Origin of the sequence: Cylindrospermopsis raciborskii Cr2010 (genome assembly GCF_003367075.2) — a bacterium.
Taxonomy (GTDB): domain Bacteria; phylum Cyanobacteriota; class Cyanobacteriia; order Cyanobacteriales; family Nostocaceae; genus Raphidiopsis; species Raphidiopsis raciborskii.
This window is the reverse complement of sequence record NZ_CP065936.1, coordinates 2,992,720-3,011,504: the sequence shown is the minus strand read 5'-3', so window position 1 is coordinate 3,011,504 and position 18,785 is coordinate 2,992,720. Positions and strand designations below refer to the sequence as shown.

The 18,785-nt window shown below is 41.6% G+C and carries 14 protein-coding genes; 8 read left to right on the top strand and 6 right to left on the bottom strand.

The features are described from left to right. Positions 1–65 precede the first annotated feature (65 nt). The 5 genes from priA (at position 66) to C6N34_RS13755 (ending at position 8,457) form a co-directional block, all read left to right on the top strand. Complete coding sequence (priA, locus tag C6N34_RS13775; protein ID WP_057178640.1) at positions 66–2,720, top strand: primosomal protein N'; 2,655 nt, start codon at positions 66–68, stop codon at positions 2,718–2,720. Positions 2,721–2,875: 155 nt separating this feature from the next. Continuing rightward, positions 2,876–4,558: a potassium-transporting ATPase subunit KdpA gene (gene kdpA / locus C6N34_RS13770; protein ID WP_057178641.1), complete on the top strand. Its 1,683-nt coding sequence runs from the start codon at positions 2,876–2,878 to the stop codon at positions 4,556–4,558. A 28-nt stretch (positions 4,559–4,586) separates the two neighbouring features. Beyond that, entirely contained in the window at positions 4,587–6,692 is a 2,106-nt protein-coding gene (gene kdpB / locus C6N34_RS13765; protein WP_115539198.1) for a potassium-transporting ATPase subunit KdpB, read from the top strand. A gap of 5 nt (positions 6,693–6,697) precedes the next feature. Continuing rightward, positions 6,698–7,297 (top strand): K(+)-transporting ATPase subunit C, encoded by a 600-nt coding sequence (gene kdpC / locus C6N34_RS13760; RefSeq protein WP_040009064.1) that lies wholly within the window; start codon positions 6,698–6,700, stop codon positions 7,295–7,297. Beyond that, a complete protein-coding gene (locus C6N34_RS13755) occupies positions 7,294–8,457 on the top strand; it encodes an anhydro-N-acetylmuramic acid kinase (RefSeq protein WP_006277331.1) in 1,164 nt (387 codons plus the stop codon). Before kdpC ends, C6N34_RS13755 begins: the two co-directional genes overlap by 4 nt. Positions 8,458–8,604: 147 nt before the next feature. Here C6N34_RS13755 and C6N34_RS13750 read toward each other — a convergent pair whose 3' ends face one another. The 5 genes from C6N34_RS13750 to C6N34_RS13730 form a co-directional block, all read right to left on the bottom strand. Further along, a complete protein-coding gene (locus C6N34_RS13750; RefSeq protein ID WP_006277332.1) occupies positions 8,605–8,799 on the bottom strand; it encodes an NblA/ycf18 family protein in 195 nt (64 codons plus the stop codon). 295 nt (positions 8,800–9,094) lie between these two features. After that, positions 9,095–9,826: a Stp1/IreP family PP2C-type Ser/Thr phosphatase gene (locus C6N34_RS13745; protein ID WP_057178644.1), complete on the bottom strand. Its 732-nt coding sequence runs from the start codon at positions 9,824–9,826 to the stop codon at positions 9,095–9,097. A 57-nt stretch (positions 9,827–9,883) separates the two neighbouring features. Continuing rightward, positions 9,884–11,572: an ABC1 kinase family protein gene (locus tag C6N34_RS13740; protein ID WP_115539203.1), complete on the bottom strand. Its 1,689-nt coding sequence runs from the start codon at positions 11,570–11,572 to the stop codon at positions 9,884–9,886. Positions 11,573–11,743: 171 nt separating this feature from the next. Beyond that, complete coding sequence (locus C6N34_RS13735) at positions 11,744–12,064, bottom strand: DUF6825 family protein (protein WP_057178645.1); 321 nt, start codon at positions 12,062–12,064, stop codon at positions 11,744–11,746. Positions 12,065–12,161: 97 nt separating this feature from the next. Further along, positions 12,162–15,728 (bottom strand): hypothetical protein, encoded by a 3,567-nt coding sequence (locus C6N34_RS13730; RefSeq protein ID WP_115539199.1) that lies wholly within the window; start codon positions 15,726–15,728, stop codon positions 12,162–12,164. Positions 15,729–15,952: 224 nt separating this feature from the next. Between C6N34_RS13730 and C6N34_RS13725 the strand changes: the two genes are divergently transcribed. Beyond that, complete coding sequence (locus tag C6N34_RS13725; RefSeq protein ID WP_115539200.1) at positions 15,953–16,633, top strand: DUF2232 domain-containing protein; 681 nt, start codon at positions 15,953–15,955, stop codon at positions 16,631–16,633. 2 nt (positions 16,634–16,635) lie between these two features. Beyond that, positions 16,636–17,757, top strand: coding sequence for a nicotinate mononucleotide-dependent phosphoribosyltransferase CobT (cobT, locus tag C6N34_RS13720; protein WP_115539201.1), 1,122 nt, complete (start codon positions 16,636–16,638; stop codon positions 17,755–17,757). Between the two features lie 3 nt (positions 17,758–17,760). Here cobT and C6N34_RS13715 read toward each other — a convergent pair whose 3' ends face one another. After that, complete coding sequence (locus C6N34_RS13715) at positions 17,761–18,132, bottom strand: hypothetical protein (RefSeq protein WP_057178648.1); 372 nt, start codon at positions 18,130–18,132, stop codon at positions 17,761–17,763. 159 nt (positions 18,133–18,291) lie between these two features. Between C6N34_RS13715 and C6N34_RS13710 the strand changes: the two genes are divergently transcribed. Beyond that, positions 18,292–18,771, top strand: coding sequence for a GNAT family N-acetyltransferase (locus tag C6N34_RS13710; RefSeq protein WP_235529003.1), 480 nt, complete (start codon positions 18,292–18,294; stop codon positions 18,769–18,771). Positions 18,772–18,785 lie beyond the last annotated feature (14 nt).

Below are 18,785 nucleotides of genomic sequence, written 5' to 3'. Positions count from 1 at the left end.
AGGTAGTCCCAGGGGTTTTACCCTAAGATGATCCAACTCCATATCCATTGAAAAAGCCGAAAATTATGTATATTCAGGAATCTCGGGCATTAACTTTATTTTCTCTTGTGGCGGCCGAACCTAAGGAAACATACAAAACCACAACAAACCCTTACCCATGGATTGAGGTGTTGGTAGATCTGCCAAAAATTTCACAACCTGCTAGAAACAAAAATCCGCAAAATAAATTATCCCCTCATACACTAGAGGAAAACCAGATAGTGACAGATACAATCTTAGAACAAGATATATTAAATGAAGGAGGGGAAGCAGAAGAATTAATTAAGGAAGAAACAGATTATCAAGATTTATTGATCTATCAAATACCAGAAAACTTAAACATTAACCCAGGAGATATTTTAACTGTCCCCTGGGGAACACAACAATTGGGAGCAATAGCAATTCGCTTACTATCTCAACTACCACCAGGAATACCACTAGAAAAAGTTAGGGAGGTAAAAGATGTAGTTAGCAAAGAATTTTTCCCTCGGACTTATTGGGAATTACTCGGTCGTATTGCTACGTATTACTATACACCCTTGATTAAAGTAATTCGGGTGGCATTACCACCAGGAATATTAGAGCGATCGCAAAGTCGTCTGCGGCTAAAATCGGAAAATATCCCCCCAGGAGGGGAAGAATTTTTACGTTCCCAAGCTGCTCGGGAAATTCTGAAAATATTGCAGTCCCAACCTGATGGGGACTACAGTTTTCAGTATCTCAAGCGTCAGGTACGGGGTTTTGACAGGGGTAAAAAACAATTACTAGATAGAAATTGGGTGGAAAGTTACTTTAAACTCACACAATCAAAGCCACATACCCAATTAGCAGTTACTTTGGTGGATCCTGGAAGAGAATTGAATTTGACCAAACGACAACGGGAAATTTTAAACCTCTTGGCAGATCACGGGGGGGAGTTATGGTTAACAGCGTGTGTGGAAGTTTGTAAGACCACGCCGCCCACATTAAGATTGTTGGAAAGACTAGGTTGTGTGGTAATTGAAGAGCGGGAAAGATTACGTAGGGAACAAGGGCCAAAAATGGGTAAGGACCAAGCTAAAACCCTAACCCCGGATCAATCTCAAGCTCTACAAACTATTATAGCAGCAAAGGGGTTTAATAAAATTTTATTACATGGAGTCACGGGTTCAGGAAAAACAGAAGTATATCTACAAGCGATCGCCCCTTTGCTGCGGGAGGGAAAATCCGCTCTGGTGTTAGTACCGGAAATTGGATTGACACCCCAACTAACGGATAGATTTCGGGCTCGGTTTGGGGATAAGGTTCAGGTCTACCATAGCAACCTTTCCCGAGGGGAGCGCTATGACACTTGGCGGCAAATGTTTACTGGTAGCTCTCAAGTTGTGATTGGAACTAGAAGCGCCATTTTCTCTCCCTTACCTAAATTGGGAATAATTATTTTAGACGAAGAACATGATAGTAGTTTTAAACAAGACTCTCGAATTCCTACCTATCATGCGCGCACGGTAGCCCAGTGGCGTGCAGAACTGGAAAATTGCCCCCTGATTTTGGGATCAGCTACTCCCTCCCTAGAAACCTGGGTGGATGTTACATCACCCCCTTCTCCAACTCATCATCAATATCTATCTCTTCCTCAACGCATCAATTCTAGACCTCTACCACCAATAGAAATTGTGGATATGCGTCAAGAATTGAAACAGGGAAATCGCTCTATGTTTAGTAGAACCTTAGAACAAGCATTACAAGAATTAAAAGGTAAAGGACAACAGGGAATATTATTTATCCACCGCCGGGGACATAGTACATTTGTTTCTTGTCGCAGTTGTGGATATGTTTTAGAGTGTCCTAACTGTGATGTTTCCTTAGCTTATCATCATCTGGAAGCAGGGGGACCAGAACTATTAAAATGTCATTATTGCAATTACGGGCGATCGCACCCTAAGCTGTGTCCAGAATGTGGGTCTCCCTACCTGAAATTTTTTGGTAGTGGGACTCAGAAAATAGTGCAGGAACTAAATCGACAATTTCCGGATTTGCAAGTAATTCGCTTTGATAGCGACACTACTCGCAATAAGGGATCCCACCGCAAACTATTAGATCAGTTTGCTAAAGGTGAAGCGGATCTATTAGTAGGTACGCAGATGCTCACAAAAGGGTTAGATTTACCCCAGGTGACCTTAGTAGGGGTGGTAGCAGCGGATGGACTACTACATTTATCAGATTACAGAGCAAGTGAACGAGCTTTTCAAACTTTAACCCAGGTTGCGGGGAGAGCGGGAAGGGGGGAAGAATCAGGGAGGGTGATTATTCAGACTTACACACCAGAACATGCTGTGATTGCTGCGGTGCAAAACCATGACTACCAGTCCTTTTGCCGTGCTGAATTGACTCAAAGAGAGGCTTTAAGTTATCCCCCCTGTGGGAGGCTAATCTTATTGAGATTAACCAGTTTAGATCCTATACAAGTACAGAATACGGCCCAACTCATTGCCACAACTTTCATTGATCAACCAGGACTGGATATACTAGGACCAGCTCCAGCTAGTATTTTAAGGGTGGCTAATCGTTATCGTTGGCAGATATTATTAAAATTTACCCCCCATATCCTACCACAAATACCAGACTGGGGACAAATTTTTCAACTGTGTCCACCGGGTGTTAGTCTTACAATTGATGTAGACCCTCTTAATATAATCTAAAATTCCCTCCCTGGTGGAGTTGATTGAGAAAGATACCAGCTTAAAAAATCCATAAATATCCAGAAAGTAGTAAAACAGTAATGATTGATTAATGGAAACACATTTAGAAATACGGTCAAAAATACGGTCAAAGATAAGTTCAAAAATACGTAGTTATGCAAAGTATCTTACAAATCGTTATCATTCTGGGAATTGTCGTACTAATTACTCCTATCTTGGGTAAGTACATAGCCAGTGTTTTTCTAGAGCAGTCAACAATCTTAGATAGTCTGCTCAATCCCATAGAAAAGATTATATATGTGATCTGTGGAGTCAATAAAAAACAGCAGATGACTGTGGGACAGTATATTAAATCTGTTCTTGTCAGTAACCTCATTATGGGAATAAGCGCATATATTCTTATCTCATTTCAGCAACTACTGCCTTGGAACCCCAACAATCTAAATGCACCAAGATGGGACACAATATTACACACCGCCATATCCTTCCTAACCAATACTAATCAGCAACACTACACACCAGAAACAACACTGAGCCATTTTAGTCAAACAGCAGCACTAGGGTTTTTAATGTTCACCTCAGCAGCTACTGGATTAACAGTGGGAATAGCATTTATTAGGGGATTAACCGGAAGAAGCCTGGGTAATTTTTACATTGATCTTATCCGTGCCATCACCAGAATCTTATTACCCATAAGCATAATTGGAGCGATCGCCCTGGTAGCATTAGGAGTGCCAGAAACGCTAGAGGGAACATTGGTAGTCAAGACATTGGAAGGGAGAAGCCAATATATACCGAGGGGTCCAGTTGCTTCCTTTGAGATGATCAAAATGATAGGACAAAATGGAGGGGGCTTTTTTGCTGCCAACTCAGCCCATCCCTTTGAAAACCCGAACAGTGTTTCCAATCTAATAGAAACCATAGCCATGATTATCATACCAGCATCGCTCATACATAGCTACGGGGTATTTGCCAACAATTTGAAACAAAGTTGGTTACTATTTTGGATGGTATTCCTAATATTTGTGATTTTTATCTGGGTGACAGTGACAGGTGAAATGCAGGGAAATTACTTAGCCAACCAAATCATAGGTATAGAAATACCCAATTTGGAGGGTAAAGAAATGAGATTTGGAGTAGGAGAAACCGCAATATGGGCGGTGATCACATCTACTACCATGACTGGAGCAGCGAACGGGATGCTGGATTCATTTATGCCCCAGGGGATATTTTGTAACCTATCAAGCCTATTTCTCCAAATGGTTTGGGGTGGACAGGGAACAGGTACGGCTAACCTATTCATTTATTTAATCCTGACTGTATTTATCACAGGCCTAATGGTGGGAAAGACACCGGAATTTTTGGGGCGTAAAATTGGACAGCGGGAAATATTTTTGGCCAGCGCGATCCTATTGATTCACCCCATTATCATTTTAGTTCCCAGTGCCATTGCTTTGGCCTACCCTAACTCCCTGTCAGGAATTAGTAACCCAGGATTTCATGGTATTTCCCAAGTAGTTTATGAATATGCTTCAGCTGCAGCTAATAATGGTTCAGGACTGGAGGGACTACAAGATAATACATTATGGTGGAATCTAAGCAGTAGTTTAACCATTTTACTGGGGCGTTACGTTCCCATCATAGCCATGTTGCTATTAGCCAGCAGTATGTCTAGCAAATCAACAGTTCCCCAAACCCGTGGTACATTGAGAACTGATTCGGTAATGTTTATCAGCATTACAGCCTGTTTAACCATGATTTTAACCCTACTTACCTTTTTCCCCGTTCTAGTCTTGGGTCCGGTGGCGGAGGGCTTAAATCTGGTCTCTGGAAACTGATTAATCCATTAAGCCCAACTCCCTACCTATGAACTCCGTTGCAACTAGACGCAAGCAAAGATCCTCCCATTCCCGAACTAAGAGTGGAGGTTTGAATCGCCAAAAATCGCGATTTAGCGATTTAGCGATTTACACTCAAGCAATTGGGGATACCATAATCAAGTTATCCCCGCAATATGCCATCAAAAATCCTATCATGTTTTTAGTGTGGTTAGGAACAATCATCACCCTAATAGCCACAATTTATCCGCCTGCATTGGGAACGGTTAATCAAACCAATCCTCGATTATTCAATGGTTTAGTGACCACAATTTTATTTGCCACGGTTATTTTTGCCAATTTTGCCGAATCTTTGGCGCAGGGAAGAGGTAAAGCTCAGGCTAATGCTTTACGAAGAAGCAGAAAAGAAACCACAGCTAAGAAAATTGACCCTGATGGCACTATTACCGAAACCCCTTCAACCCAGCTGAAAAAAGGTGATACGGTTTATGTGTCAGCTGGTGATATGATCCCCGCTGATGGTGAGGTAATTATGGGTGTAGCCTCGGTAGATGAATCAGCTATCACTGGTGAATCCGCCCCAGTCCTCAAGGAATGCGGTTCAGATGTGGCCAGTTCCGTCACTGGGGGTACACGGATTATTTCCGATGAGTTGATTATCCGCATTACAGCTGATCCTGGTAAAGGATTCATTGACAGGATGATTGATTTAGTGGAGGGGGCCCAACGGCGCAAAACGCCCAATGAAATTGCTTTGACCATTCTGCTGTCAGTGCTGACATTAGTATTTCTAATTGTCACAGTCACTCTACCATCATTTGCGTACTATGTCAAGTCTCCCGTTAATATCACCATACTTATTTCTCTATTGGTAGCACTCATACCTACAACTATTGGCAGTTTACTCAGTGCCATTGGCATTGCGGGTATGGACAGGGTCGCCCAGTTTAATATTATTGCCACCTCTGGACAAGCAGTAGAAGCTTGTGGTGATATTAATACGTTGATTTTAGATAAAACCGGTACAATCACTTTAGGAAACCGCCTAGCAGAGTCTTTTTTGCCTACCTGTGGACATTCAATCACGGAAATTGCCAATGTGGCATTAGCCGCCAGTATATTTGATGATACTCCTGAAGGTAAATCTATCATTAGACTGGCGGAAAAACTGGGTGCTAAATTTGATATTGATCGCCGGTTAGCTCAGGGAGTGGAGTTCTCGGCCAAAACCCGCATGAGTGGAACTAATTTACCGGGTGGTCATGAAGCGAGAAAAGGTGCTGTGGAGGCGATAAAGGCTTTTGTTCGTTCCCGTAATGGTCAACATACCCCAGAATTGGAGACTGCATATCAACAAGTATCCCGCCAGGGAGGCACACCTTTAGCGGTTTGTCTGGACGATAAGGTATATGGTGTTATTTATCTGAAAGATATAGTCAAACCTGCTATTCGTGAGCGATTTGACCAACTGCGACGGATGGGGGTGCGCACGGTGATGTTAACCGGAGATAACCATATTACGGCTGAGGTAATTGCTAAAGAAGCAGGAGTGGATGAGTTCATAGCTGAAGCAAGTCCAGAAGATAAAATTCATGTCATTCGCTCAGAACAAGCTCAGGGTAAACTGGTAGCTATGACTGGAGATGGTACTAATGATGCTCCCGCTTTGGCACAAGCGGATGTGGGTGTAGCTATGAATACTGGAACCCAGGCAGCTAAGGAGGCTGCCAATATGGTAGATCTGGATTCTGACCCCACAAAACTTATTGATATTATCGCCATTGGTAAGCAATTATTAATTACCCGTGGTGCTTTAACTACCTTTTCTATTGCCAATGACATTGCCAAGTATTTCACTATTATTCCGGTAATTTTTGCTACTGCTAATCTGCAAAGCTTAAATGTTATGAGATTAACTAGTGTCAACTCAGCAGTTTTATCAGCCCTGACCTATAATGCTCTGATTATTCCTGCTTTAATTCCTTTAGCATTAAAGGGGGTGAAGTTTAGACCTTTGACAGCTAATCAGCTCTTGCAACGGAATATCTTAATTTATGGTGTGGGAGGAGTAATTGCTCCTTTTATTGCTATTAAACTTCTAGATCTGATTTTTACCTTTGTGGGTTTAGCTTAATTATGATGGCATTTATCAAAGAGATTTTTCGCGGGATACGAGTACTTGTATTAATATGGATATTAACTGCAATTATCTATCCTTTGGGAATATTGAACTTAGGTCAGTGGGTTTTTCCTTTTACGGCTAATGGTAGTATTTTGTTCAATATTAAAGCTGAACCAATGGGTTCCTTCTTAATTGGTCAAAGTTTTACATCAGAACAATATTTTCAAAGCCGTCCTAGCGCCATTAGGTACAGTCAAGGCAAAAAATCTGCTCCCTATGGTATATCTGGAGGGAGTAATCTTTCTCCTACTAATCCACAGTTGATTGATAGAATTAGTCAGGAGGTTAGCCAATTAAAAGAGGAAGACCTTAAACCCATTGCAGACCTAATTTACACTTCTGGTTCTGGTTTAGATCCCCATATTTCTTGGAAAGCAGCAAGACAGCAGTTACCAAGAGTAGCAAAAGCACGTGGTATGAAAGAAGATGAAATAGAAAGCTTAATGTATAAGTACACAGATGGCAAATTTTTAGGTATTTTTGGCGAAGCAGTGGTGAATGTTTTACGACTAAATTATGCCCTTGACCTTCAGTCTCTCAATCAGGGGGAACAATGAAGGAAATAATCCCCCCAACTCGTGTGATTGGTTTAATGAGTGGTACTTCTGTAGATGGTATAGACACCGCTTTAGTGGAAATATCTGGTGGAGACTTAGACCTGAAGGTGGAATTGTTGGCGGGGGAAACTTACCCCTATCCACCCCAACTACGGACTAAAATCCTCTCCATCTGTGGGGGAGAACAAATTTCCATGCTGGAGCTGGCTACTATTGATGATCAAATAGCCACGGTTTTTGCCCAGGCGGCCCAACATATTCAGGTTGGTTACCCCCCCGCTACTCTCATTGGTTCTCATGGTCAGACGGTTTACCACAGACCCACAGGAGAGGAAAATCACGTCCCCCTAGGTTATAGTTTACAGCTAGGTCGGGGTGCTGTTATTGCTCGCCTCACTGGTATTACTACTGTTAGTAATTTTCGTGTGGCTGATATTGCAGTCGGTGGTCATGGAGCACCCTTAGTCCCTAGGGTTGATGCTTTTCTCTTGAGTCATCTTCAGGAGGTTCGCTGTATTCAAAATATTGGTGGTATTGGTAATGTTACTTATCTACCTCCACGCTCTGATGGTTGGCTAGACAAAATCATGGGTTGGGATACAGGTCCAGGAAATAGTTTGTTAGATTTAGCTGTGTCTCATTTTACTAATGGTCAAAAAACTTATGATCAAAATGGGGCCTGGGCAGCTAGTGGTTCTCCTTGTTATCCATTGGTTAAACAGTGGTTGAGTCAAGACTATTTCTATTTACGCCCTCCTAAGTCCACTGGTAGAGAGCTGTTCGGTGTTGACTACTTTTATCAGTGTTTGCGAGATTGTAATCACTATGATTTATCTATTCCAGACGTGTTAGCAACAGTTACTGAACTAACAGCAGCTTCTATTGTTCAAAGTTACCGTGAGTTTTTACCGCAAATGCCACAACAAGTCCTATTGTGTGGTGGCGGAGGTCGCAATCTCTATCTGAAAAAACGATTGGAGGTATTGCTGGATTCAATACCAGTTACCACCACAGATGTCATGGGATTAAGCTCAGCTTTTAAGGAGGCGATCGCCTTTGCTGTGTTAGCTTACTGGAAACATTTAGGGATTCCTGGAAATTTGCCGGTTGCTACAGGAGCACAGCGGGAGGTTGTTCTAGGAGAAACTCATGGTCTGTAAAGTTTTATGAACAAAATGTGTTAACGAATGGGAATTATAGTTTTATAGAGTGGGGGACGGGTTAGGAAACAGTCCCAGGGCGAAAGTCAAAAGCCGAGACCGGTTTGAGTGCAAGTTAAAGTTAGGTCTTGGTCTCGACAAATTCTCCTACGCCATGGAGCCTAAATCCAATCCCCACTGGTGCTTGAGTAGTTCCTTATAGGTGGCTTCTCTCACTACCATCTGCTCGTAGAGTTTCACGAGGAACTCTTGGGCCTGTTCGTGACTCATTTCTTTGACCTGGCTGGCAAAGGAGTAAATGTTGAATTGCTGTTCTAAGGAAAGCTGTATTGGTTGATTCATGGCTAAAACCTAAAGAGCAATTAGTAATGGTGGTATGGGCGGTGAACCAGCTTTTCGGTTGGTTCGGTTTTGGTCTGTCACTTGTTAAGAAAGATAACAGTTATTTGACAAATTGCCCAGTGTTATATATTTCGGGTTTCCGATCTACCATCGGGATAGTCGGTTGGGGGATTGGGTGTATAAGTTATATTAAAGGACTAACGTTTAGGTCAAACAAACCCGTCGGGTGATGGGTTTGAACATATTTCTAGCAGGTTAACTGGGGAAAAAATGCTCGAATTGAACATTTCCTGGATTATTCTTGTTTTTCAGCAGCAACCAAGATAACAGTGATGTTGTCCTTACCGCCATTGGCTTTAGCTGCTTCCACCAGGGATGAAGCTGTTTGCTCTAAATCTGGGTTCTGGTACAGCTGAAAAATTTGTTCGTCCAGTAGTTCCTCGGTTAATCCATCGCTACATAAAAGCAGGCGATCGCCTGGGTTAACATCAAAGGGGTAAATTTCTGGGTCGCTGAGATCTGGTCTTCCTAAGCAGCGTGAGAGGACGTGGCGATAGGGATGGGAGCGAGCTTCTTCGGGACTAATCTCGCCTGTTTCTATGGCTTTAGCGACCCAGGTATGGTCTTGAGTGATTTGGCAAAGTTGAGAGTTTGTCAAGCGATATAAGCGAGAATCCCCCAGGTGGGCACAGATGGGGGGTTCAGGGGAACGGAAAACTACAACCACGACTGTGGTTCCCATGTCGGAACGTTCCGGGTGGGAAAGTTGGTCTTGTAAGATGGAATTATTGGCTTGGGATATAGCCAATCTTAATAAAGACTGGGTATTTTCGGGGGAGTCCCATTGGTTTGTTAAATAGGCTTGAATTTCTTGAATGGCAATTCGACTAGCTTCCTCCCCTCCAGCATGACCTCCCATACCATCAGCAACGATAAAAAAACGTCCATCAGGGTCTATATAGTAAGCATCTTGATTATGAGAACGAATAAGTCCGGTATCGGTTGCACCGGTAAAGTTAAGTTTCATAGTTTTTTCAAGTATTTGAGATATTTGAAATGTGTGTTATCAAAATATGTGTAATCACTAGTACTTCTGATCATAACGATCAAGACGGGAGACTAGACGCAAGAAAATGAAAGAGATACCAGTAACTATTAAACCTGCTATTGCAGCTAACCAGTAAAATCTATTGACTAATAGGATAGTAGCTGAAATAGTAAAAGCACTGATGATTAGCGCATAACTAATTCCCATTTGAATATTACTTTGTCGTCTTAATAGACGCTCAGTTTCTAGGGCACGCACTCGCAACCGGATATCCCCTCGTTCCAGCTTCTCTAGGGTATCTTCTAAACGGCGGGGCAACCCTAATGCGGTACTACTAACCTGTACCGCTTGACGACTCAACTCATTTAAAAAAGTGTTTGCTTGACTAGCACCATTATTGTTATTCATAAGCTCCATTGCATAAGGCTGGGCAACTTCCATAAAATTAAATTCCGGGTCTAGACCCTTTCCTACCCCTTCTAAAGTAGAAAAAGCTCGCATGACAAAGGTAAAAGTGGCTGGGAAGCGAAATGGCTGATTGTAGGCAATTTCATACAAGTCCTCACTGATGGTAGCCACGGATTGGTTTTCAAAGGGTTTGTCCATAAAATTGTCCAACATATACTGGACAGAACGTCGCACAGGACCTATATCCTCCACCGGAGCGATCGCACCCAAATTAATTAATGATTGTACTACGCGGTCACCATCTTTTTGAGCAATGCCAAATAAGGTTTCCATTAGTCCTTCTCGAACATTGGACTTAATAGTGCCCATCATGCCAAAGTCGTAGAAAATTAAGGCTCCATCTGGACTTACCGCCAAATTACCAGGGTGGGGATCAGCGTGGAAAAAGCCATTATTCAATAACTGGTGTAAATATGCCTGAGCTCCATAACGAGCGATCGCCTTTCTATCCACACCTGCGGCTTCTAATGCTTCATACTGACTCACTTTAATGCCAGGAACATACTCCAAAGTAATGATTTTAGAAGTAGTATAGCGCCAATATACCCTAGGAACCTTCACCCAGTTATAGGAGCGAAAGTTGCGCCTAAAAGTGTCCGCATTGCGTCCCTCATTCAGATAATCAATTTCCTCCCAAAGAATGCGACAACACTCCTCATAAATACCTATCCAATCTCTTCCTCTTCCCCACTCAGGATGATTTTGGAAGTAGTAGGCGATACCTTTAAGTATTTGTAAATCGATTTCAAAGAGTTTTTTCAGTCCTGGTCGTTGCACCTTGACTACTACGGTTTCCCCTGAGTGCAGTTCAGCCTTGTGAACCTGGCCTAAACTAGCAGCAGCAAGAGGTATGGGTTCAAAACTGGCAAAGAGTTCAGAAATTGTTTTACCCAATTCCTGTTCAATGATTGTGGCCACCTGTTCGTAATCAAAAGCTGGTACGCGGTCTTGTAACTTAGACAGCTCATCCACATACTCGCTAGAAAATATATCCGCACGGGTGGAAAACAACTGGCCAACCTTAATAAAAGTTGGTCCTAGATCCAAAAATGTATTTCTTACCCAGACCGCCTGGGCGTAGCGTCTAGCTGCTTGTTTTGCCTCCGTTACACCCCCAGGATAACTCCATGCCTTATTATACCGCCAAAGTTTAAACATAAAGGTCAAGACAAAAGACCAGATATCCACAAAGCGGCGTTTACTGGAGTATTTTTCCCGATTCCAACGGTAAGCCTTACCCGAATAACCTTGTTCCATATTTATTTTGTAGTTTGTTTTGTACCGTTGGGCATTACTCATTTTACACTCCGCTTTCTCAAGAATAGCAGAATTTAATGGTTTGGTAGGGGGCAAGTTTAACAATAAAACTTCTATGTTTCGTTAAAACATGACCCACCACTAATAGTATATCAACAGACCGGACTATATCTATTTTGCCCCACTGCGATACTTTTGTAACTCAGTCCGCAACAAAGCAACTTCTGCTCGTAAATCATCAATTTCAGCTTGTAAGTCTGTTACAGTACTAGTATTGGTACTACTGGGGGTAACACCTGTTTGTGATGCTTCCGCTGCTCGACTAGCACGGGCCATCACTTCTTCTGTAAACTGGTGGAGCTGTTCTTTCATCTCAGCATCAAATTTACCCAGTTCACTTAAAGCGTCAGTCAGGGTGACCTCTAAACGCTCATTAATTACTTCTGCTATTGCTCTACCTACAAAGAAGGCTTGCACGAGATTATTACGCATAAATTTTTGTAAAGTTGTTCCGTAAAAAAATTATAACCTGTATTCAGGGGGTATTGGTGAAAAAGTCAGCAGTGAAGATTAATTGCACCAATCTGCTTTAGTTAAACGTGTATGGTTCTGAGAAAGACTGCAAAGAGCAGTCCTTAACCGCATTAAGATAGCGACGCAGCAGGAGAATTTGGGGAACATCAAATCTATAAGTAAGATTACCCTGCTTTTGAAACAAGGGTGTGGAGGAAATTGCCCGATAATCAGGATTTTCCTGAGAATTTTTGGTCAACCACAGATAGTTAAAACTCCCTGGAACTCCATCCCTGGGGGGAGAGTTTTTCTTAGTAATAGGTACTAACCCACCAGGTAGTTCACCTTCTAATAAGGCTAACAAGCGCTGTTGACATACCTTGGTATTAATCCCACGACCTTCCAAAAGTTCCAGAATTTGATTCAGGGATAGGGAGAGGTTAGTTTCTGTAGTCGGGCTATCTGGCATAATGTTTAATAGCTCTGAGAACAAGAAATAATCCGTATATTGTTGTCTAGATATTTCTAGAAACTGCGGATACAAGAGTGCGGTAGCTAAACCGTAAGCTACTCGACTGCACTTGCTAATAGACCCATTTCCTCCGGGGTGTAAATCTTCTATAATTTTGGAGTTGGGCAGTTTTTGTCCTAGCCAACGCTTAATGGTGGGTATGCTGCTCACTCCACCGGAAATGACCACTTGAGCTATGGACTCTGCTGGCACACCCCGGGCCACTAATAGTCTATTTAATTCTCGATTAAGACGGCGTACATAGGGTATAAGTATTTTGCTCTCTAGGTCTTGGCGATATAGCTTCCAATGCTGATCTGCCAATTTGAGAGTAAATGAGACTTGGTGCTGTAAAATCAGTTTTATGGCCATAGCTGCGTCTAACATTCCCCGCCCCAACACAGAACTTTCTAACCTTTGCTGTAGTAAAGTCCTAGCTAATGTATCCGTTTGACCTAATTGTGGTAATTCCAAACCCGTTAAATTTAAGCTGGACCACTCTACCCGATCTAAACCGGGAGTTGTAGGTTGCCAATGCCATGAATTATTTTGACTATCCCCATTGCCCCCTTTTATGTTATCATGGGTTTGGGGTGGTAGGAGCAACTGACAAATGATATCCTGTTCCATTGCTTTTCCACCATAGACAAAACTGTGCAAGGTCAAGTTTTTGTAGGTTAACTTGCTTAGATCCTCCACAAGATCAACTAGTACCATTTCCGTAGCACTTGCACCAATGTTCAAAGCTAGGGTGGATCCCTCACTTAGACCAGAGGTAGTCTTTAGGGGGTGGATACCTTGATTATCCCACACCTGGACTGGCTTTGACCTACTGGGATCTAGCTCAGGTAGCAGGGTGGCTATGGCCTCTTCCACAAAAAATATTTGGTTGCCATGGGAAACTAGCTTACTGGTTAATATGGACTCTCTTACATTAAATCGGTATTGTTCTAACCAGTTACCTGGACAACTGCAAATAACACCTGTTAAATCGTTAATAACTTCTAAGAAAACTTCTTTATCCATACCTGTAGCATGAGCGCTTAAAGCTGGCGTTGTGCTGGTATGATCTGATTTTAGGGTCAACAACAACTTTGACAAGGAGCGCACAACCCAAATTAAGGGACTGGCGGCAAATTCGTTCAGCTGCAATACAGGTTCCCACTTCTTTTGGTTGTTTTTATAAGAAACACCTACATGTAAAAAAGGCTTTAAATGAGTAGAATAAAGTTCTGGTTTTGTGTCCACTGGTACGGAGAAACCATTATCTATTTCCGTAGTGGAATTAATATCTTGGGGATTTTCCCGGGTTTCTGAGTGGGGGATAGAGCCAGTTGGTAGATATACTTCTGCTGGCAATCGAAAAGACTGGGTAAAAGTTGTTTTACCTGATTTATGTTCTGCGGACCAATAGATGGGGTGGACAATTAATTTGGCATGATTTAACAAAGCGGCAGAAATTCCTGTTGTTCCCAAGTCAATACCCAAATACCAAGATGAATTTTCATCCTTTTGAGGTGTTGGTTGAGATACTTGAACCTGATTTATTTCCTCTGGTTTTAGGAACTCTTCGGGTGTGGGTATAGCAGTAATATCCGTGGGAGATTCTAAGAACATCATTCCCTGATCCACAATCTCCTCTAATCCATCCTCACTTGAGTTAGTAAGAGAAAGGGAATTTTCCACCTGTTTGATATTTTCCCATCTGGAATCTAGCTCCCAATCAAAACTGGTGATATCACAATTATCACTTTCTAGATGTTGTGCATCTGCAAGTTCAGATGTATCTGGTATTTCATCCTGTGTACTAACCCTATCATCTAAATCTAGAAGATTTTCTTGAGGAGAAGTTGCAATATAACCAGCAAATAAATCTACTTCCAATTCCCCCTCAATTTTTTCTTCCTGATCGGAAAAATCCTGATCCTGATCAAAATTCTCCCAGGTTGGTGTGATTTCCTCATCCTTGGAGAATGGAGCATCATCAGCATCCACCAACAAATCAGTCAAAACAGCGATCGTATCCTTACTATCTGGTTCAGGTTCTGATGGCATAATTACACTAGCAAATTCTGCTTTTGTCCCTGAATCCTCGGGCAATAAAGATTCCCATAATTTCACTGGTTCATTGCTATAATCGGTAAAAAGACTTGCATAAAGTTCATCAACTTCATCCTCCAGATTAGGACTTTCATAATTGATTGGGGGTGAACCTAAATCGGCAATTTGCTCTGTAGTATGGGAACTAGGGGAACTAGTAGGTTGCACGGAGAAAGTTAGTGGATCGTTTTGTAGATTATTTTGTAGATTTTTGATAAAATCTGCCATTAATTGTTCACCCTCTATCCCCTGATTGTGCATTCTGGTAAGGGACTGAGATAGGGACTGATAATAAGAATTTATGTTACGTTCTAATGCTTGAAAAATAACGTTAACAGTTCCATCCAAAGATAACAACTGTTGGTCTAAATCCTTAGTCAAATTAACTAGTCTTTCAATCCCGCTAGTTGACCCTAGAACCGTTTCCATAGAAGAGTTGTTTATTCCTGGGTTATTCTCACCAGAGCTTAAGCCCACATCTTTGTTGCCAGTTGTATTTAAGTAGGGAATTAGACTCTTTACTAGAGGATCAATTAGTGCTGGTACAGTTTGACTAATTATTTGTTTTATTTGTTCCTGGTTTGTTAATTGCTGCGATGGGGAAAATTCTCCACGCTTTTGCTCTAACTCTCTAATTTCCTGGCTCAGATTGGCCCTTTGTTGCAACATGGTAGATAATTCAGTCTGTAGGGATTTGAATAAACCCATCATTTCCCCTTGTATTTCTCCTGAAGGCAAATTTGTATTTTCCTGTTTCTGCTCATGCAAGCCTGGGTGTGACTTTTCTTGTTCTCTATTGACATATCTTGTTAATAAAGAGGATAATGGTGTAGATTGGGGTTCATTGATAAAAACCTCTTCTATAGACTCGCTTTCACGCAGATCTACCAGAAAACTGCGTATTCTTTGTAAAATGGTTCTTTCATCCTGTCCTTGACCAGATAGCAATTTGGCTAAAGGGTTACCGCCATTAGAGAGTAAGTTATCAATATCCAGAATCAGTCTTTCAATTTCATCTGTGCGGGAGGTCACTTTAAACTACCTTAAATTAAAATTACGTTAACTAAATAATATACTTTGGATATTGATTATGTTGGCTATTAATTATATAACGTGTAAGTAGGGAGGCACAATTATTTGTAGGATGGGTTAGTGGTAGGGTAACCCGTGGGGGCGTTGGGTTTCGCACTCCTCAACTCAACCTACGTTTATCTTATATTTAATTCCACTCACCCACTTGTACTATTCCTCACTCTATGAATATTGCTAATTCTCCACCAGATCAGCCAGATCGAGAATCTAAAACCTCTCAACTTCCAGATCAACCCTTGAGGTTAGTGGAAACCGCATTTTTTGCCAGCACTTCTGCTCTGGTTTGGTTTATAAACTTTTACTTTCCCTTGGGTCCAGTTTTACGTGTATTCTTTTCAATTCCTATTGCTTTAGTTTATCTACGCTGGGGTAATCGTGCTTCTTGGATGGCAGCTATCACCTCTGGATTGCTACTTTCGGTTTTGACTGGACCTGTTCGGAGTCTTCTATTTATTATGCCCTTTGCTTTTTTGGGTGTGTTATTGGGAGTAAGTTGGCATCGTCGTGTCCCTTGGGTTGTTTCCATCAGTTTGGGCACCATACTATGTACGTTGGGAGTGTTTTTCCGTCTTTGGTTACTTTCTATCTTATCCGGTGAGGATTTATGGGTTTATCTAACTAACCAGGTTACAGAAATTATCGAGTGGTTATTCCTTAATTTACAAATATTAACTACTCCCAGTGCTTTAGGGGTTAAACTAGCAGCACTGCTACTAATTATGATTAATAACTTAATCTATATGTTTATAGTCCACTTGGCAGCATGGTTACTATTAGATCGTCTGGGAAATCTCATACCTAATCCGCCACATTGGATACAAGTATTAATGAATTATGAAGACTAACTATGATTAATATTTACACTCAAGTTGCTCAAGGTGAAAGATGGATACGAGATTATAAATCCGGTGCACCGGTTTTCGCTTGTGTTTTAGGTTTTACAGAAACCTGTTTAATTCCAGGTATTTCCGCTGCTGGCTTGACCCCAGAGGATAGAAAATATACTGCTTGTGCAGATGCTGAATTTTTGTACTATGGTGCCAATCATCCATCTCAATATTCCCTACCTCCCTTAATTGCTGGTGCTTCCCCGGTTTTGATTTCCCGCGCTGTCACAGAAGGGTTACAAATACCAGTTTATTTATTTAATGCGGGTCTACCCCTTATCCCCTCCCCCCCCTGTATTGATTTAGGTGGCACCTTGGCTCGGTGTTTAAGTACGGCTAGATCAATAGAATATAGTACTGTTGAACACTTACTCAAACAAGGACTACTCTGGGGTGAAAAACTTAGCACTAATATTACATCCGGATATTTAATTTTGAGTGAGTGCGTTGTTGGTGGTACTACTACTGCTCTATCTGTTCTAACTGGTTTGGGAATTGATGCAGTTGGCAAGGTTAACAGTAGTCATCCCATTTGTAATCATGACCAAAAATGGTTTGTAGTCCAATCTGGTTTAAATAAGATAGGTAGTTTTGGTGATCCTTTGGAAATTGTGGCCGCAGTGGGAGACCCTATGCAAATAGTAGTAGCTGGAATGGCGATCGCTGCTAGTCGCAAGTGTGGGGTTATACTGGGCGGCGGTACTCAGATGTTAGCAGTTTATGCATTGATGCAGGCAATTGGACAAGTTCATTCTTTATCCTGGCAACCGGAAGCAATTGTAGTGGGGACAACGCGCTGGGTTGTGGAGGATAGCACTGGAGCTACGATTGATTTGGCTTTGAGTTTGGGTAAAAATAGGTTTGCTCAAGGTCAAATTCCTCCCCCCCTACTAGCTACACAGTTGAGTTTTGCCAATTCTATTTACCCCCAATTGCAAGTTTATGAGCAAGGATTTGTCAAGGAAGGTGTGGGTGCTGGTGCAGCTTGTATAGCCGCTTCCATGAGTTATGGTTGGCGACAGGAGGAAATTTTAATAGCCGTTGAATCGCAGGTGGAAAATATATATAAAAATACTTATTGAGTATTAATGAATTCTCATTCGTAACAACTGTTCTTCCAATGCTGCAATTCGGTTATAAGCTGCCGTTAATTGTGCAGTGAGTCGTTGGATCTGAACCTCTGGTGTGATGGTACTATCTCCCCCGTGCAGACGTTTATTTTCGGAAAAAACACCATCAGTAATTACATCCTTATGTTCTAAATCCCTAGTTGAACTAGTTGGGATTCTAACTGAGAAGGGTTCATTTTGGTCAGTTTCTGGATGACTATACCCGTTTGGATCTAAATAGCAATTTGCCAACCCTTGGGACAGTTTTCTGTCAAGGCTTTCAATTACCTGGTATAGAGCATCTACTTTCTGGCTTAAAGTCAGTATTTGCTTTTTTAATGATTCCATTGAATACCTTTGATTCCCAAATATTATTTCCATGCTATTCAACTTACGGAGATTTTTAAAAATACTTAGGATTTATTTAATCTTTCTTCAAAGTTAGGAGCGGGAATCTGGGGAATATAATTTAGGAGTTAAGAATTGCTATATGGAATGGAGGAAAATATGGCATCGGACTTGCTAATTCGCCAAGGTGAACTGGGGGATTTACAGGTTCTGGTTGAATTTAACCAGGCATTAATATATGAAACTGAAAACAAACAACTACCTATTAATGATATTAATGCAGGCGTGAAAACACTATTAAAAAATCCCAGTTTAGGATTTTATCTTTTAGCTCAGAAGAATAATCAGGTGGTTGGGTCCCTAATGGTTACCACAGAATGGAGTGACTGGCGTAATGGTTTATACTGGTGGATTCAGAGTGTATACGTTCACCCGGATTTTCGTCGTCAGGGGGTTTTTAAAGCTTTATATCAAGCCGTGAAACAGCAGGCAAAAACCCAAACAAGTGGGCTGAAAGTTTCTGGGTTTAGACTTTATGTGGAAAAAGAGAATGTAATTGCCAAGAGGACTTATCAGTCCCTGGGAATGGAAAAAAGCCACTATGAGATTTTTGAAGAGTTGTTAGAACGTAAGGATTAGGGATCTAAACATTT

Coding starts and splice junctions, on each gene's coding strand:
- priA (WP_057178640.1), top strand. CDS start 66: ATGTATATTCAGGAATCTCGGGCATTAACTTTATTTTCTCTTGTGGCG.
- kdpA (WP_057178641.1), top strand. CDS start 2,876: ATGCAAAGTATCTTACAAATCGTTATCATTCTGGGAATTGTCGTACTA.
- kdpB (WP_115539198.1), top strand. CDS start 4,587: ATGAACTCCGTTGCAACTAGACGCAAGCAAAGATCCTCCCATTCCCGA.
- kdpC (WP_040009064.1), top strand. CDS start 6,698: ATGGCATTTATCAAAGAGATTTTTCGCGGGATACGAGTACTTGTATTA.
- C6N34_RS13755 (WP_006277331.1), top strand. CDS start 7,294: ATGAAGGAAATAATCCCCCCAACTCGTGTGATTGGTTTAATGAGTGGT.
- C6N34_RS13750 (WP_006277332.1), bottom strand. CDS start 8,799: ATGAATCAACCAATACAGCTTTCCTTAGAACAGCAATTCAACATTTAC.
- C6N34_RS13745 (WP_057178644.1), bottom strand. CDS start 9,826: ATGAAACTTAACTTTACCGGTGCAACCGATACCGGACTTATTCGTTCT.
- C6N34_RS13740 (WP_115539203.1), bottom strand. CDS start 11,572: ATGGAACAAGGTTATTCGGGTAAGGCTTACCGTTGGAATCGGGAAAAA.
- C6N34_RS13735 (WP_057178645.1), bottom strand. CDS start 12,064: ATGCGTAATAATCTCGTGCAAGCCTTCTTTGTAGGTAGAGCAATAGCA.
- C6N34_RS13725 (WP_115539200.1), top strand. CDS start 15,953: ATGAATATTGCTAATTCTCCACCAGATCAGCCAGATCGAGAATCTAAA.
- cobT (WP_115539201.1), top strand. CDS start 16,636: ATGATTAATATTTACACTCAAGTTGCTCAAGGTGAAAGATGGATACGA.
- C6N34_RS13715 (WP_057178648.1), bottom strand. CDS start 18,132: ATGGAATCATTAAAAAAGCAAATACTGACTTTAAGCCAGAAAGTAGAT.
- C6N34_RS13710 (WP_235529003.1), top strand. CDS start 18,292: ATGGCATCGGACTTGCTAATTCGCCAAGGTGAACTGGGGGATTTACAG.